Source organism: Paraflavitalea soli (assembly GCF_003555545.1).
Classification (GTDB): domain Bacteria; phylum Bacteroidota; class Bacteroidia; order Chitinophagales; family Chitinophagaceae; genus Paraflavitalea; species Paraflavitalea soli.
Window position 1 is genome coordinate 4,969,440 of sequence record NZ_CP032157.1, and the last position, 13,990, is coordinate 4,983,429.

Sequence of the window (13,990 nt, forward strand, 5' to 3'; positions counted from 1 at the left end):
AAGGCTTAGTTTAGAATTTTACTTCCGGTGCTCTTTCAGCTCCTGGATCAGCTTTAAAGCTGTCACGTACTCTGAATCCAAACATGCCTGCAAAGAGGTTGTTGGGGAATCTACGTACAGTGGAGTTGTAACCTTGTACAGCAGTATTAAAATCATTGCGTGAAACTTTAATACGGTTTTCGGTTCCTTCCAGTTGTTTTTGGAGGTCCTGGAAATTCTGGTTGGCTTTCAGATCGGGATATTTTTCGACAGTCACCAATAAACGGCTAAGGGCACCGCTTAATTCACCTTGTGCCTGTTGAAACTGGGCCATTTTCTCAGGTGTAAGGTCACCGGCATTGATATTAACAGAAGTAGCTTTTGAACGGGCTTCTATTACTTTGGTCAGGGTTTCTGTCTCAAAGTTGGCAGCGCCTTTTACTGTATTCACCAGGTTGGGAATCAGATCGGACCTGCGTTGGTAGTCACTTTGTACATTGCCCCATTTTGCTTTTACATCTTCGTCAAGGTTTACCATTTTGTTGTAGCCACTGCATCCACAACCACCGAGGATGAGAATGAATAGAACAACAACGATCAGAACGAGATTACGCGACTTCATTTGTTTAAGATTTGATTACGTATTAAAATTAACGCTTTTGCAATACAGGGCCTATAAATTTTATTGTGTAATTCAACGCTTTATACGCCCCAACCCTTCGGGGCATGGTTTTCGTATTCATTAGTGTATACCTGCTAAAATATATTACATGAAAAACCTTATTTTTTCCCTTTGCCTGTCTGTTGCCTGTATGGCCTGCAAAAAAGACGATAAGGATGCAACACCTGTTGATATCAGTGACCGTGTTTTAACAGAAAACCTTACACAACCCTGGGAGATCATCTGGGGTCCGGATGATTTTATCTGGATGACAGAACGAGGCGGCCGCGTGAGCCGTGTAAACCCGGCATCGGGCGCGGTTACACCCCTGATCACGATCAGTGAGGTAAGCAGCCAGGGAGAGGGTGGCCTGCTCGGCATGGCATTACACCCTTCCTTCAACACTACGCCACAGGTGTATGTAGCTTACAATTACAACAGTGGCGGGAACTACCGGGAAAAGATCGTGCGGTATCAATACAATGGCACTACGCTCACCAACCCGGTTATTATTATAGACAATATTGCCGCTTCCAATATTCATAACGGATGTCGGCTGTTAATTGTTGGCGATAAGCTGTTCATCAGTACGGGTGATGCGGCCAACCAATCCTTGCCGCAAAATACAGGTGTGGTAAATGGCAAGATACTCCGGTTAAACCTGGATGGCTCGATTCCCGGCGACAACCCAATAGCCGGCAACCCGGTGTGGAGTTATGGACACCGCAATGCGCAGGGCCTGGTATACGCCAATAATAAACTGTATAGTTCGGAACATGGTCCGGACTCAGATGATGAAGTGAACATTATTGAGAAAGGCAGGAACTATGGCTGGCCGGATGTGAAAGGTTTTTGTGAAGGCAGTGAACAGAACTTTTGTTCTACGAACAATGTAAAAGAACCCTTAAAAGCCTGGACACCTACGATCGCGGTAAGTGGCATGGATTATTACGACAAGGACCTGATCCCGCAATGGAAGAATTCACTGCTGGTAGCTACGTTGAAAAACAGCCGGCTGGTGCAATTGCAGCTCAACAATGGGCATGATGGTATTGCAGCAACAAATGATTTTTTAACGAATAAGTATGGCAGGATGCGGGATGTATGTATTGCTCCCGACGGAAAGGTATATGTGTGTACGGGCAATGGCAACAATGATAAAATTGTAGAGATCTCTACAACAGACTAGGCAGGAAGCGCAAGGTGATGGTAGTACCGGCCTGTGGCGCTGACTGGATATTGAGTGTGGCGCCCAACGCTGTTGATCTTTCACGCATACTTCTAAGACCATTGGTAGAAGTGACACGGCCAGTATCAAATCCTTTGCCATTATCGCTGACGGTCAATTGCAGGCTGTTGTTTTGCCGGCTTAGCCGGATAGCAACGGTAGTAGCCTGTGCATACTTGGCGGCATTATTGACTGCCTCCTTGAACACAAGAAAGAAATCACGCCGCTGTTCCATCGCCAGGGTTTGCTGCAGGATGTCATTATCCACATCAAAAACAACGTCAATGTTCTTGCATTCGAGGGTATGGTTTACATATTCCCGCATGCGGACCACCATATTTTCGAGCTTATCGTTATCGGGCCGAATGGTCCATACAATATCACTCATGGCCTGTTGTATCTGCTGTGATTGTTCGGTGATGTTTTCGAGGATGGTAGCTGATTTATTGATATCGCGGGACAGGTTGTTCTGCGACACTTTTGACAGGATATTAATACTGGTGAGGGTAGAACCAATATCATCGTGAAGATCGCGGGCAATATCGTTGCGGATCTTCTCCAATTCTTTTTGTTGCTCCAACTTTTTCTTAAGCTGGTAACGATTGAACAGCATGACTACGAGCGACAGCAGGAGTATGGTGCCTATGATCCAGGCGTTGCGTAACTGGGCCTGTGCGCGAAGCTCGTGTGCCTGTAAGCTTTTTTCCTTTTCAGCGAGCTGCAGTTTTTGCTCTTTGGCCTGTGAAAGGAGTAATTGTTTTTCGAGCTCTTCATCCTGCCGTTTTATTTTGAGTTCCTGCAATTGCTTTGACTGGACCAGCAGGTCAATTTCATTTTGCTTCCGTTTTGCCTCTTCCCTGTTGCCGGCAATAACGGCTTTTTGTTTCTCCAGCTCCAACTTGCGGATCTTCTGTTCTGCATTGAGTGTTGCTATGGACTGGTCTTTCTTTTCTGTCTCGTATTTTGTTTGCAGCTCGGCGATATTGGTTTGGGTAGCTTCATTGACGATGCTGTCTTTGTACAGGTGGTATTTTTTTAATTCCTCATAGGCATTTGTAAAATCGCCCTGGTTTTTATAGTAGGCAGCTTTGCTGCCGTAGAAATCGCGCCAGAGGGTTTTGTTATTGAGTTGGGCAGAAATGTAATAAGATTCCTTAAAATAAGCCATTGCAGCAGTGGTATCTTTCAGGTCACCACATAGTAAGGCAGCCCACCTGGTCTTATTGGCCAGGCCGAGTTTATCATTCATTTCCCTGCAAATGGCAATGGATTTTTTAATGTATTCGAGGGCATCCACTTTTCTTTTCTGCATGTTCATCAGTACGGACATGTTGTCGTAACCGGGTACCAATCTTGCTTTTACGCCGGTCTTTTCTGCATACCGGGTAGAGATCTCCTGGTATTTGATGGCGGAGTCGATCGACTGCTGTCTTAAGAACAGGGAAAGGTTGGCATAGGAAGTAGCCAGGCCGGCTATATCGCCCACTTTCTCGCGCATGGCAATGGTCTGCCTGGTATACCGGATGGCCTCTACAGATCTGCCCAGGCCATGGTAAACGGCCGCGAGGTTGCTGGTAGCAGTGGCCATGCCCGACAGGTCCTGCACCTGGTCATACACGCGTATTGCTTTCAGTATCCAATGTGCCTGTTTTTCCAATTCGCCCTGCACACCAAACATGTACCCCATGTCATTGTACACAAGACCTGTATATCCGGATATATTCTTTTCAAAGTATAATGCCAGGGCTTTATGGAAGAGTTTTTCAGCATCGGCGTGCTGTTCGTTATACATCAGGCTTTGCCCCTGCTGATAAAAAGCCAATGCCAGCATAAAGCTATCCTTTAACCGGGTGGCAATCTGAATACCTTCATTGACCAGGTGATCAATTTTACCGGTAGTGGATTGTTGTATGGTGATATCGGCCTCTTTGAGACGGGCAAAACCTTCGCCGCGCAGCATCTTCTTTTCTTTGCTCCATTGGAGGGCCTGTTGGGTAAAGCGCATGGCATTGTCCAGGGAGCCGGTAACGGCTTCTTCATCAGCCGAAGCCAGGAGTTTGTAGATCTTTATGGAATCGGCTTTTGAGTAAGATTGTGCATGGGCTGCCGGTATACCGAATAGTACCAGGAGCAGCATGGTGAAGGCTGTTGTTGAAAAGGGAAAGTGGGTGGTTATTGACATAGCTCAAATACCCCTAAAAAGTACGAAAAAGATTCGGGTTTGGACGGGTTTAGCTCATTAATGACCGTTACCGGGCATGATCCGGGCAACAAAAAGGGCCGGCACCTCTTTTGAAAGTGCCAGCCCCCTTACTATATGATCTCTTTTATTAACCTTTAATAGCTGCAATACCAGGCAATGTTTTGCCTTCGAAGTATTCCAGCATAGCGCCGCCACCGGTTGACACATAGCTTACTTTATCAGCAAAGCCAAACTGGTTGACCGCAGCTACAGAATCGCCTCCGCCTACGAGGGAGAAAGCGCCGCCCTCAGTTGCCGCTACTACTGCTTCGGCAACTGTTTTGGTGCCGTGTTGGAATTTCTCCATTTCAAAAACACCCATGGGGCCATTCCAAAGAATGGTTTTGGATTGTTTGATAACGTTGGAAAACTGTCCACAGGCATTTTCAGCGATGTCCAGTCCCATCCAGCCATCGGGGATGGCATTGCTGGGTGCCACAGAAGTTTCTGCATTGGCATCAAACTTATCGGCTATCACTGAGTCGGAAGGCAGGTGAATGCACACCCCTTTGGCTTCGGCTTTAGCAAGAAGGTCGAGGGCCATTTGGAGGCGATCGTCCTCACACAATGATTTACCAATATTACCGCCCTTGGCTTTCATGAAGGTGTAAGCCATTCCACCACCAATGATGATATCGGTAGCTCTTTCGAGCAGGTTTTCGATGATGAGTATTTTATCAGAAACCTTAGCGCCGCCAATGATGGCGGTAAATGGTTTTTGGGATTCGTGCAATACTTTTTCCGCGCTGGCCACTTCGCCTTCCATGAGTAGACCGAACATGCGTTTATCGGCGGGGAAGAATTGAGCGATCACGGCTGTGGAGGCGTGGGCGCGGTGAGCGGTACCGAAGGCATCGTTCACATAGACATCGCCGAGTTTGGACAGTTTTTCAGCAAAAGCTTTATCGCCTTTCTCTTCTTCTTTGTAGAAGCGGAGGTTTTCCAGGAGCAGTACTTCCCCTGGCTTCAGCATGCCGGCTGTTACATAGGCTTGTTCACCAATGCAGTCATTGGCAAATAATACGGTGGTGCCGCCGAGCAGGTCGCTGATGTGCTTAATGAGGTGTTTGAGAGAATACTTATCGGTGGGACCGTCTTTGGGCCGGCCGAGGTGGCTCATGAGGATCACGCTGCCGCCGTCGTTCAATATTTTTTTGATGGTGGGGATGGCAGCGGTGATGCGGGTATCGTCGGTGATGTTGAATTTATCATCGAGTGGAACGTTAAAATCCACGCGAATGAGGGCTTTTTCTCCTTTGAAGTTATGCTGGCTGAAAGTAGACATATGGTGGTGTATTTAAAAAGGTAACCGCAAAGGGCGCCGTGAATCGTCAATCGGCAATCGTGAATAATTCAAGATTGCGCGTTCTGTTTCTTAGCTTTCTTTGCGGTTATGGGTATAGAAATCTATACTAAACTTATTTGCTGATGAGGCCGGCAAAGTACTTTACAGTACGCACCAGTTGGCTCACGTAGCTCATTTCATTATCGTACCAGCTTACTACGCGTACCAGTTGGGAGTCACCTACTGTTTGTACACGGGTTTGGGTGGCATCGAATAAAGAACCGAAAGTAGAACCGATGATGTCGGTGCTCACGATCTCGTCTTCTGTATAACCAAAGCTTTCGTTGGCAGCAGCTTTCATAGCGGCGTTCAATTCAGCAACGGTCGTCTTTTTGGAAACGATGGCTGTTAATTCAGTTAAAGAACCGGTAATGGTAGGAACGCGTTGTGCAGAACCGTCCAGTTTACCTTTCAACGCTGGTAATACGAGGCCAATTGCTTTGGCAGCGCCGGTGCTGTTGGGAACGATGTTCTGTGCAGCGGCACGGGCCCGGCGCAGGTCGCCTTTGGGGTGTGGTGCATCCTGTGTATTCTGGTCGTTGGTATAAGCGTGGATGGTGGTCATGAGACCGTTCACGATACCAAAGTCTTTGTCGAGGGTATGAGCCATCGGCGCCAGGCAGTTGGTAGTGCAGGAAGCGCAGCTGATGATGGTTTCAGAACCGTCGAGGATATTGTGGTTAACATTGAAAACGATGGTTTTCAGATCACCTGTGGCAGGTGCAGAGATCACTACTCTCTTAGCGCCGGCAGTAAGGTGAGCGGCGGCTTTGTCTTTATCGGTGAAGAAGCCGGTACACTCGAGTACTACGTCTACGCCATGTTCTCCCCAGGGAATTTCAGCGGGGTTCTTTTGGGCATAGATCTTTACTTCGTCGCCATTTACTATGATAGAGTTTTCAGAAGCTTTTACATCAGCATCAAAACGACCTTGTGCGCTGTCGTATTTGAGGAGGTGAGCCAACACCTTGGGGCTGGTGAGATCGTTAATTGCTACTACATCAATCCCGTCCATTTTGTAGATCTGGCGATATACCAACCGGCCGATACGTCCGAACCCGTTGATGGCCACTTTAACTGTGCTCATTGTCAAGATTTTATTTATAGGTTTACAAATGCGGCGTGAAGTTACAATATTGTGTAGAGAATACAGAATACAGAATTTAGAATCCAGGATTTGAAACAGATCGTCCAATGAGTATGGATCAGGGTCTTAGCGTAAGCCACTAGCTGCAGACAAGCGGACAGGCATTGAGCAGTGGGCCGTTAACTTTGGGGTAATATGGCAGTTTTCCCGGGCGGCATGATGGGAACTATTGAGCTATTGGCGAGATACTGACGCAGTTACTATTGGAGGGTGGTAATGGGGTAATTGTTAAGTAGATAGGCCAGGCAGCTTAAAAATATTTTGCGAAGTTTTTGACTTTTATTTGGAGGGAAATAGTCAGGCTATTACCTTTGCACTCCCAATCCAACTTTTGGACATCAGCAGCCGCGTTCGTCTAAGGGTTAGGACACCACCCTTTCACGGTGGTGATACGGGTTCGAATCCCGTACGCGGTACTAACCGATTGGGAAAAAAAGGAGCAGATTGTTATCTGTTCCTTTTTTTATGGTTTCAAACGAGTTCGTTTAAGCAGTTTTTAGGACCAAGTTTTAGGGATCAAGTTGCCTACCCTTCTATTTTTAAATTAGCTGCAAGGTCATGAAAGTATTTTGGCGACCAAATGGATAGTTGTTGAGGATTGGGAATGAAACGTCGGATATCATCCTTGATTCGATCCATGTTAACTACATCTATTTTTTGTTGCAATAAGTTCCTGAACTCGATTTCATTGATTGTATCATTCTTCCAATCGCCACTCGCCTTGGCCCTTAATAAAAAATGGGAAAGATTTAAAGGTGTTCCCCTTTTAATATACCACTCCATATCATACCAGTCACGTCCCTTAACGTTATTTTGCCACTTACGAAACAGCAGCGCATGCATTTTACCGGCAAACAAATCTGGTAAAGAAAAACATTTGACATAAAAGGAGAATGGCCTTGTTAACAATTTTTCCTCTGTTTCAAATCCTAATGGCGGTAATTTATCTACCTCTATCTTGATCTTTATCCTGGCTACTTCACCCATCCCCTGTTCCGGAAGGATTCCATCAAGTACAAGCTCTTTCCAGATAGTTTCTGATTTTAAAAATGCCGATTCTACATTTGTTTGCACTGTCTTACTCTTTTCCTTTACAGATACCTGCATGCCCTGAGCATTAAACTCCGTAATGATTGCCTCCATATAAGGTTGAAAGGAAAAATCCGGATTAGCGGCAAGTAAAGAAAAATCAAGATCTTCTGAAAACCGGTTCAATCCATAAAATATGCGCAATGCAGTACCTCCGTAAAAAGCCGCTTTCTCAAAGAAGGCACTTCGATATAAACCGGCAAGCGCCACCTCCTGCATAATTTCCCTTAATGCTGCCGTTGCTTCCTCTCTGTTGGCGGGCTTGTACGATTCGAGCCATTCTTTTATCATAATTGCCTGATTGTTTCTAACAAAGTAGATAAGGATGCCTTTTTAGGTGAGGTATTTATCCATTCCTGCATCATCGATACATCAAGTGCTTTTAACCTGTCGGTGTCCAGGCGCAAATCATTTTCTATATAAGTGAGTACACTTGCCTTACTTCTAAATTCTACTCCTGCTGTAGTAATGATCTTATCAAAAAGAGCTTTTTCAGCAGTCGCCATAAGAATGCGCTGTTGCTTGCTTATCTCCACGCTTCGTATTCCATAACTGTAATAAGGTAACCGCAACCTCGTATAGCTGAACCTTCCCAATGGAGTGGCAAAACTTCGGCTTGCCTTCACTGTTACTGAGGTGGTTTCATATACCTTTTCCGGGATCATCTCATAGTACGACAATGCACTTTCCAGTGAAACATAACTTGGCCCCAGGATATGGTTAGCCAGCAGGAACGGATCGGGCTTCAGGGAAGTAATTTTTGGCCCTGCAACATACAGTCCTTTCTTTACAGATTGCAAAATGCCATTCCTGACTAAATAATGTATTTTGTCATTGGGTTCCTTGTATTCCTTTAGTAACCATGTCATCAGATGATGAGGAATAGGATAAGCCGCATATTGCTGTATGGATTGAGTGATTTCCACACCCAAATGTACAATTTTAAGAGGATAATCTGATTCTGTTCGGTTTTCTTGCCAATATTTCGCAGTTCAGGGTCGCGAATTGTATTTCCTGAGCAATTCCCTGGTCTTTATACCCGATAGCTTCAGGTCTTTCGCCGTCCAGTTACCGGAAGAGGAAGCGGTAGGTAGTAAGACGGAGCAGGTCTCGTTTTTATCAGATACCGACCAGGTGATCCAACTTATCTTATTTTTTTCGGCCCAGCTGATCCATTCATTCCATTCCGCCTCATTGAGGGGACCGTTGCCGGTGGCTTCCATGCCGGCCGATTCGGAAATGAAAAGGGGCAAGCCTTTTTTCAGGGCATAATCGCCCCTGTCGCGCAAGGGCTGCTTATGGGTGGCGGCATAAAAGTGAAGGGTATACATCAGGTTATCATACCCTTTGATCGGATCATCGGCCACCAGGTGAACATCCTGGTCCCAGTGGGGAGAACCCACCAAAATGACATTATCGGGATCAATAGCCCTGATGGTCTTGATCAACTCTATGGAATAGGCTTTCACGTCGGCCCAGGATTGCCGTTCAGGCTCATTGAAGATCTCATAGATAATATTGGGGTGCTTACCGTAAGTGGTGGCTATTTCGGTAAAGAACTGTTTTGCTTCCTGTTGCCGTATGTTGTGGCTATGCCAGTCGACGATCACGTATATCCCTTCTTTTATAGCAGCATCGATCACCGCTTTGACCTTCTCCATGGACCAATCAGGATTTTTAATATACCCCTGGTCGGGCTCAACACCCATGGCGGCACGTACCACGGTACAACCCCAATCGTTTTTCAACCAGCTTACGGTCCCTGCATTATAAAACCGCGGCCACCAGTTATGCCATCCAAAGCTCATGCCGCGCAAGACCACGGGCGCTCCTTTTTCATTCAGGAGATATACACCGGAAACTTTCAACCGGCCGTTCTCCTTCACGGGCTGGGCCCATCCCATGACGAATGCAAGTACCAACAAGACTACTGAAAATATCTTTTTCATATGCAGCGACTTCAACCACTAATATACGGCCATTTTTTGTTGCGTAATTGAAAAGCCCCGCATGGATATGCAGGGCGTTTAAATTTACAATTTAAAAACAAAATGGCTAAATCAAAGGGGAAACAAACCAACCATTAATTCCTTAATGCATACGTATCAATGTACCATGATGATCTACCACCATAGAAGAGCTGCGAAGGCCAATTTGAGTAGCCAATTCTTCCAGCGCGTGTACTTCCTCCGGATCGGCGTAGGAAAGATTATCCACTGCCACGCGGTCTATATCCGTGCCGAATGAACGCTCACCCAATAAATGATAGACTGTTTCATAAGCCATCTCCAAAAAAAGACTTACGCGATCTTCCGTGTACAACGGGTGATACATGATGACAATTGTATCTTCCGCACATTCACCAAGAATAGAAAAATGGAAATCCCATGGGTCGATACCTTCCACCTCCAATTGCTTTTCTAATAAAAGATCAACAGGCATTGGATCTTCCAGGGAGTGAATGCTCCAACCCGGTATATCGGGAGCCAGAGCCACAAACGCATCCGCCTTTTTAAAATGCTTCTCCCTTCCTTTTACTGTAATGGTTAACCGGGCGATCCCTTCATCGGGCAACACCAGGCTGAACCCAAAGAATTTATAATAGGCCCGTACATGGGTGTTCATTTCCCGCAGCCAGTACTGAATTTCTTTTTTAGGCTTTTTGTTCAGCGTAAGGTATTCCTGTTGATGGCGTTTAAACCACTCCCAGAAATGACGCTTTGATAATTTGCTCATATAATTCGTTTTGTAGATAATTAAAAAAATAAGAAAGAAGTAAGGTGTCCCTGCTCAGCAGGAACACCTTACTGGTAAGTGCCTTACAAACTAACTTCCAGGGTGCCCTCATTGCCCGGAACATCGGTTGCTATGGCTTTGATCTTACTACCCGCCAGCGTGCTGTTGGCCATCGAAGCAGTGAAGGTCCAGTCAAGACCATTGAGTTCTTGTACAGTCCTACCCGCTTCCAGCAGCGTGCCGTTAGCAGCATATATCTCCACCCATACACTCACTACGCGGAAATCATCGACGGCGCGAACAACGATCTTGCCGCCACTGGCCCCGGTGTAATTGCGTGTATTGATGTTTTTAACTTCAGGTGAATTCATAAAATCTTCCACTGCCCTGCTATACACGTTTTGCCTTGGTCGCAGATTTGCGGCATAAGCCTCCGCCATGCCCTGATCCGGATTTTTTACAACACCCCGTGCATACCTCGAAGCAAGCAGGAATCTTTCCTGTATTTCCACCTGTTCAGCCGATGGATCGCCCTTTCTTTTTTTAGGGGCTTTGGCAACTACTGTTTTGCCATCCCAATCGCGGAACACGATCTCTTTGCCGAGGGTTCCGCTGAATTTACCGCTTACGATACTATTATTTGAATGTGCCATGGTAATAAATTTTCAAGATGATTAATTTTTGTTTTTGTACCGGTCGCTGCCGAGGGAGAGGGTTAGCAAGTTCACTCTTCCTGTTATCCCTAAGTGAAAACTCCTTTGGCAGTGATCGATAAAACAAATCTAAACCAGTTATCATCCCTTATTTTAAAAAAAGGTTCCGGATTGTCTAACCGTTGGGACGAATGACATAGGTTTTGGGACGAAGTGCACTTTCTATACGAAAACACCTTCAAAATTGGGACGACACTACAATGCGTATGGGACGAACGGCATATGTTTTGGGACGAATGACACATTTACCCTGGTTTCTTCTCTTTGCTTCCTCGGTTTCTCCTCAATTCCTCCTCATTGCCTCCTCGGGTCCCGAGGAAGCAATGAGGAGCCAAAGAGGAGGATGTTAGGACTCATCGAGGTACCATTGAGGCGGAACACCGGTCTTGTCTAACTTCCAACCTCCATTGTTCAACAAAATAGGGGGAGCAAAATAAGCAGGAAAATTATCAGCACCCATTGCTCATATAAATATTTTTTCTATATTGTCAGTCTATCTTTTATTTAAACGCAAGATCCAATATGCTGAAGCCATTTTTTGTGTATCAAAATAAAATATTGATACGTATTAACCCGGAAGAACTCGTATGTCTCGTTGCAGAAAAAAATTATACCAAGCTCTTTCTTACGCATAAAAGGTATTACCTGGTTCGATCCACTTTAACGGGTATCTTAAAAAAATTACCCCCGGAAATGTTTATAAAAGTTCACCGCGCTTATGCTGTCTCTATCTTTTTTATGGATAAGGTTGACAGGGATCAATTAGAAATCGGCGGTCAATCCGTTCCCATTAGCAGGCGGTATTATACATCGGTTATCGAGCAGCTAAATATTATTGAGTAAGAGCCCGCCAAAAAGAAAAGCCAGGTTAGCACAGAAGGCTATTAGTTTGTTAAGCATAGTTGATAACATTAAATCAGGAAACAGCCCTATAATTCATCAAGAAAAAATCCCGGCAACCAGCAGGTTACCGGGATCTATGAATCATTATCACAGTGAAGGAAATGACAATGATCTATGCTGATTAAATCTTTGGTCTAACCAATTAATGATTACAAATTCTACGATGGGCATACAGGGAAGGCAAGGATCTCAGGGGAATGAGACGGAAAGGAATCTGGGGTTATCAGGGCGCAAGATAGATAAAATACTGGTTATATATCAAAATATGCGACAATATTTCCCTGATAAACAAATCAATACAACGGGTGAAAACATTGTATTCAAAGCAAAAATATATTACTTAGACCGTTCGATCCAACATAAAGCTGCATGAAAATACAAAAGCTGCCTCCTTTGTTTTCGGGAGACAGCTTTTGTATACATTAATACACAACGATTTCGACAAGGGTGACAACGCTCAGGTTGACAACCTTATAGTATCTACACTTTGTAATATTGCTCCCAGCCTTTACGTGGAGGAGGGCCAACGAGGAGCTCATTGATCTTTTTATCGTTGGTGATGATCTTTTTATCCCTGTCAAACTTAATGGTCTTACCAGTCCATTGGGCCAATACGCCCAGGCAAAATACCTGGCTTAATGGGCCGGCAATAGAGAATGGTGAGCGCGTTTGCTCTTCTCCTTTACAAGCCTTCAGGAAGTTGGCAAAGTGATTGGACGGACTTTCAGGCACCACCGGAAGTTTGGAGGCCATTTCCTTTGCTTTCTCTTCAGGAATAATGGATAGTGTACTGCCATGTGAACCGCCTTTAAAGGTTAGTTCTTTGCTATAAATGATCTTACCGGGATTGAGTTTGGCTGGCTTGATGGCTCCTGTGCTGGGCGGTGGAATATTGGGATCGAGACCAGAAACACCATATCCTTTTGGAATAGGAGGTAGGTTGTCCAGCCCATCATACCATTTCACTTCCAGTGGCGGCATGGTGCCGCGCTTGGGGAATTTGAAAGAAAGGGTGGTTGACATGGGATAGAAGAAGTTGTTGTGCCCATCGAGTTTGATAGGATCTACTTCATAAGGCAATCCCAGGTCGAGGAACTGGTGTGCTGTATCGAGGATATGCGCGCCCCAATCGCCCAGGGCTCCCATACCGAAATCAAACCAGCAACGCCATTGGCCATTCACAAAGTCTTTGTTGTAGGTATGGCCCTGTGTAGCCATTTGCCAGATATTCCAATCCAATGTTTCCGGAAGTTTTTCGGCAGCCGGGAAGGAAGTGATCTTTGGATCCCATCCATGCCAGCGACGGGGCGAGTTCATGTGGGCAGAGATGTCGGTCACATCTTTGATGATACCGGCATCTACCCAGGCTTTGAACTGGAAATAGTTGGCATCGGAGTGACCCTGGTTGCCCATTTGTGTGACCACTTTGGGATACTTCTTAGCGGCCTTCATCATGAGTTCTACTTCATTGAAGGTGCGCGCCATTGGTTTCTCTACATACACGTGTATACCGAGGGCCATGGCCATCATGGTAATGGGGAAATGGGAAAAGTCGGGCACGCCAATGGATACGGCGTCGATCTGCTTGCCCATCTTATCAAACATCACGCGGAAATCCTGGAACCGGGGTACATCGGGAAACTGCTTTAAGGTAGCCAATGTATGAGGGGCGCCCATGTCCACATCACAAAAAGCGACAATATTCGCCAGTCCTGTTTTATGTAATGCCTGGATGATCTCACCGCCACGATTGCCGATGCCAATACAGGCGAGGTTTACTTTTTCCCCGGGTGCTATTTTGCGGGGGGCACGGCCTTCACTGGCCAATAAGAAACCGGGTACGGCCGCAGCTGCTGAAGCCAGCATGGCCTGCTTTAAGAATCTTCTCCTGGAATAATCGTTATTAAACATTTAGTAGGGGATTTATGCTTTAGCCTTCCAAAATAC

12 protein-coding genes and 1 tRNA gene are annotated in these 13,990 nt (G+C 45.7%); 3 read left to right on the plus strand and 10 right to left on the minus strand.

Going from position 1 to position 13,990, the window contains the following annotated elements; translation table 11 throughout:
• Window positions 1–10 precede the first annotated feature (10 nt).
• The gene (locus D3H65_RS18615) at window positions 11–601 is read right to left on the minus strand and encodes a LemA family protein (RefSeq protein WP_119051749.1); all 591 of its coding nucleotides are present in this window, start codon (window positions 599–601) and stop codon (window positions 11–13) included.
• A gap of 148 nt (window positions 602–749) precedes the next feature.
• Between D3H65_RS18615 and D3H65_RS18620 the strand changes: the two genes are divergently transcribed.
• The gene (locus D3H65_RS18620) at window positions 750–1,829 is read left to right on the plus strand and encodes a PQQ-dependent sugar dehydrogenase (protein ID WP_119051750.1); all 1,080 of its coding nucleotides are present in this window, start codon (window positions 750–752) and stop codon (window positions 1,827–1,829) included.
• Here D3H65_RS18620 and D3H65_RS18625 read toward each other — a convergent pair.
• From D3H65_RS18625 to gap, 3 genes are all read right to left on the minus strand, one after another.
• Window positions 1,816–4,050 carry a tetratricopeptide repeat-containing sensor histidine kinase gene (locus D3H65_RS18625; RefSeq protein WP_119051751.1) on the minus strand — a complete coding sequence of 745 codons (2,235 nt, stop codon included), beginning with the start codon at window positions 4,048–4,050 and terminating at the stop codon, window positions 1,816–1,818. The genes D3H65_RS18620 and D3H65_RS18625 overlap by 14 nt on opposite strands.
• Window positions 4,051–4,198: 148 nt before the next feature.
• A complete protein-coding gene (locus D3H65_RS18630) occupies window positions 4,199–5,395 on the minus strand; it encodes a phosphoglycerate kinase (RefSeq protein WP_119051752.1) in 1,197 nt (398 codons plus the stop codon).
• A gap of 133 nt (window positions 5,396–5,528) precedes the next feature.
• Window positions 5,529–6,542: a type I glyceraldehyde-3-phosphate dehydrogenase gene (gene gap, locus D3H65_RS18635; RefSeq protein ID WP_119051753.1), complete on the minus strand. Its 1,014-nt coding sequence runs from the start codon at window positions 6,540–6,542 to the stop codon at window positions 5,529–5,531.
• A gap of 404 nt (window positions 6,543–6,946) precedes the next feature.
• On the opposite strand from gap, the gene D3H65_RS18640 reads away from it, so the two are divergent.
• Window positions 6,947–7,018 (plus strand) — tRNA-Glu (locus tag D3H65_RS18640).
• Window positions 7,019–7,127: 109 nt separating this feature from the next.
• Here the strand turns inward: D3H65_RS18640 and D3H65_RS18645 are convergent.
• From D3H65_RS18645 to D3H65_RS18665, 5 genes are all read right to left on the minus strand, one after another.
• Entirely contained in the window at window positions 7,128–7,982 is an 855-nt protein-coding gene (locus tag D3H65_RS18645; RefSeq protein ID WP_119051754.1) for a nucleotidyl transferase AbiEii/AbiGii toxin family protein, read from the minus strand.
• A complete protein-coding gene (locus tag D3H65_RS18650; RefSeq protein WP_119054565.1) occupies window positions 7,979–8,617 on the minus strand; it encodes a type IV toxin-antitoxin system AbiEi family antitoxin domain-containing protein in 639 nt (212 codons plus the stop codon). Before D3H65_RS18650 ends, D3H65_RS18645 begins: the two co-directional genes overlap by 4 nt.
• Window positions 8,618–8,683: 66 nt before the next feature.
• The gene (locus tag D3H65_RS18655) at window positions 8,684–9,640 is read right to left on the minus strand and encodes a glycoside hydrolase family 5 protein (protein ID WP_119051755.1); all 957 of its coding nucleotides are present in this window, start codon (window positions 9,638–9,640) and stop codon (window positions 8,684–8,686) included.
• Between the two features lie 142 nt (window positions 9,641–9,782).
• The gene (locus D3H65_RS18660) at window positions 9,783–10,427 is read right to left on the minus strand and encodes a hypothetical protein (RefSeq protein WP_119051756.1); all 645 of its coding nucleotides are present in this window, start codon (window positions 10,425–10,427) and stop codon (window positions 9,783–9,785) included.
• A gap of 83 nt (window positions 10,428–10,510) precedes the next feature.
• A complete protein-coding gene (locus D3H65_RS18665) occupies window positions 10,511–11,080 on the minus strand; it encodes a hypothetical protein (protein ID WP_119051757.1) in 570 nt (189 codons plus the stop codon).
• 582 nt (window positions 11,081–11,662) lie between these two features.
• Here D3H65_RS18665 and D3H65_RS33575 point away from each other — a divergent pair.
• Entirely contained in the window at window positions 11,663–11,983 is a 321-nt protein-coding gene (locus D3H65_RS33575) for a LytR/AlgR family response regulator transcription factor (protein WP_119051758.1), read from the plus strand.
• 540 nt (window positions 11,984–12,523) lie between these two features.
• On the opposite strand, the gene D3H65_RS18680 is transcribed toward D3H65_RS33575, so the two are convergent.
• Window positions 12,524–13,954, minus strand: a complete 1,431-nt coding sequence (locus D3H65_RS18680) for a Gfo/Idh/MocA family oxidoreductase (protein ID WP_119051760.1) — start codon at window positions 13,952–13,954, stop codon at window positions 12,524–12,526.
• Between the last annotated feature and the right edge of the window lie 36 nt (window positions 13,955–13,990).

Excerpts from the sequence above, each read along its gene's own strand:
- D3H65_RS18620 (WP_119051750.1), top strand. The coding sequence starts at position 750 with ATGAAAAACCTTATTTTTTCCCTTTGCCTGTCTGTTGCCTGTATGGCC.
- D3H65_RS18615 (WP_119051749.1), bottom strand. The coding sequence starts at position 601 with ATGAAGTCGCGTAATCTCGTTCTGATCGTTGTTGTTCTATTCATTCTC.
- D3H65_RS18630 (WP_119051752.1), bottom strand. The coding sequence starts at position 5,395 with ATGTCTACTTTCAGCCAGCATAACTTCAAAGGAGAAAAAGCCCTCATT.
- D3H65_RS18665 (WP_119051757.1), bottom strand. The coding sequence starts at position 11,080 with ATGGCACATTCAAATAATAGTATCGTAAGCGGTAAATTCAGCGGAACC.
- D3H65_RS18655 (WP_119051755.1), bottom strand. The coding sequence starts at position 9,640 with ATGAAAAAGATATTTTCAGTAGTCTTGTTGGTACTTGCATTCGTCATG.
- D3H65_RS18660 (WP_119051756.1), bottom strand. The coding sequence starts at position 10,427 with ATGAGCAAATTATCAAAGCGTCATTTCTGGGAGTGGTTTAAACGCCAT.
- D3H65_RS18625 (WP_119051751.1), bottom strand. The coding sequence starts at position 4,050 with ATGTCAATAACCACCCACTTTCCCTTTTCAACAACAGCCTTCACCATG.
- D3H65_RS18645 (WP_119051754.1), bottom strand. The coding sequence starts at position 7,982 with ATGATAAAAGAATGGCTCGAATCGTACAAGCCCGCCAACAGAGAGGAA.
- D3H65_RS18680 (WP_119051760.1), bottom strand. The coding sequence starts at position 13,954 with ATGTTTAATAACGATTATTCCAGGAGAAGATTCTTAAAGCAGGCCATG.
- D3H65_RS33575 (WP_119051758.1), top strand. The coding sequence starts at position 11,663 with ATGCTGAAGCCATTTTTTGTGTATCAAAATAAAATATTGATACGTATT.
- gap (WP_119051753.1), bottom strand. The coding sequence starts at position 6,542 with ATGAGCACAGTTAAAGTGGCCATCAACGGGTTCGGACGTATCGGCCGG.